The sequence below is a fragment of the Shewanella septentrionalis genome (genome assembly GCF_025370265.1).
GTDB classification, from domain to species: Bacteria; Pseudomonadota; Gammaproteobacteria; order Enterobacterales; family Shewanellaceae; genus Shewanella; species Shewanella hafniensis.
In genome coordinates, this window is record NZ_JAMTCC010000107.1 from 1 (window position 1) to 1,630 (window position 1,630).

The 1,630-nt window shown below is 45.8% G+C and carries 2 protein-coding genes; both read right to left on the minus strand.

What is annotated here, in order from left to right:
- The coding region (locus NE536_RS22720; RefSeq protein WP_261274111.1) for a site-specific integrase at positions 1–1,280 on the minus strand (1,280 nt) is incomplete at its 3' end.
- Positions 1,277–1,630: tyrosine-type recombinase/integrase (locus NE536_RS22725; protein ID WP_261274112.1), on the minus strand; the 354-nt coding region annotated here is incomplete at its 5' end. The genes NE536_RS22725 and NE536_RS22720, both read right to left, overlap by 4 nt.

Sequence of the window (1,630 nt, forward strand, 5' to 3'; positions counted from 1 at the left end):
AATGGTTTAACCTGTTTCACTTTCTTCGCCGCTTTAGGCTTTGGTTTCGCCGTTGGTTTTCTTTCTGGCAGACGCTTTTGCTTTACTTTTACGGCTGGCGTAGGAGCCTCATTAGTTTGAGGTATTAAGGGCTTTAGGGGTTCAGACTGAGTGAAAATGCCTTTGAAGACAGCCCCTATAACCTCAGCGGCTTGCTCTACGCTTTCATCCCCAACATGGGTATATCGTAACGTCATTGTGACTTTTTTATGCCCCAGTAAAGAGGCCACCATCGGAATACTGCATCCGTCCATGACAGCATAACTTGCAAAGGTATGCCGTAAATCGTGTAACCTGACATCTTCAATCCCTATCTGTTTTCGCAACCTTAGCCATAGCGACTGTACCAACGAAGTGGAAGCGCCTTGTTTCATCGGAAAAAGTTCTGTATTGGCCTTACAGTGATAGCGACTTAATATGTCAACTGCGGCTTGACCAATATAAAGCACTTTTGCCCCCGTTTTACTGTCGGGTAAATGCAATTCATTGCCGCGAACGTACTCCCCTTTTAAAAAGGTGATTTCCGATAATCGACAGCCTGTTAGCAGTAACAGCCGCAAAATATCAGCACATTGAGCAATACTGCCGCCGACCGCTTCACATTCATCAAGCGCCACAGATAAACGCTGCATTTCAGCAACACTCAAAAAGCGATTTAATACCCGCCTTTTGTTTTGCCGAATACCAATACAGGGATTAGTCAGGCAATGCCCCTGCCTCAATGCTAACTTGAAAACGGATTGCAATGTATCAAGGTTACGGTTAGCAGCACCTTTGCGCGTTTTACTTATTTCATCAAACCATGCTTGCACCATTTTATGGTTAATCATATGCAACGGGTAACGGCCAAAATGAGCTAACAAGCGTCTATTCAGCGCAGGCAAGACTGACCGTTTTGTACTGGGTTTCCAGTGTTCAAAAATCATCGGCTTCCATGTTTGTTCAATAAACACATCAAAACGAGGCGAAGCACTCATGCTCGGCTGAATGTGTTCCTCTCGCCATGCTTGAAGTTGTCCTGTTGCTTTCTCCCGTGCCGCTTTAACCGTTAGCGCACTAACAGGCGCAAGAATGCGTGTGCGTGTCCGATTATCAATAAGGCGGCTAATAACGTACTGCATCGGTTTATCGGGCATCACTTTAACGCCAAGGCCATGACAGAGACTGTCTTGAATGGTGTAGGCGCGTGTTTGACGGGCTAATGACCGAATAAACACTTGTGTTAATTTCACTATTTTCATCGTTGCATCTCCCCTGCAATGAGTTGAGAAACGACATTTGCCGCCTGTTGAACATCACGTTTAGCAAGGTGTGTGTACTTTAAGGTTGTTTCAGGTAAGGCATGCCCTAATAAGCGGCCAATCGTGAGGATGTTGATATTGTGCTTTACTGCAATACTGGCGTAGGTGTGGCGTAAGTCATGAATGCGAACATCATTTAGATGAATTGTCTGGCGCAATGGCCGCCAAAATCGGTCTAAACAAGCAGGGGTAAACGGCTGTGAAGGTGATTGATGCCAAAAAAGATGCTCGCTGACTTGCGGCCAATCACTCAGCAACTCCCGCGCAAAGGAAGACAGAAACACCGTTTT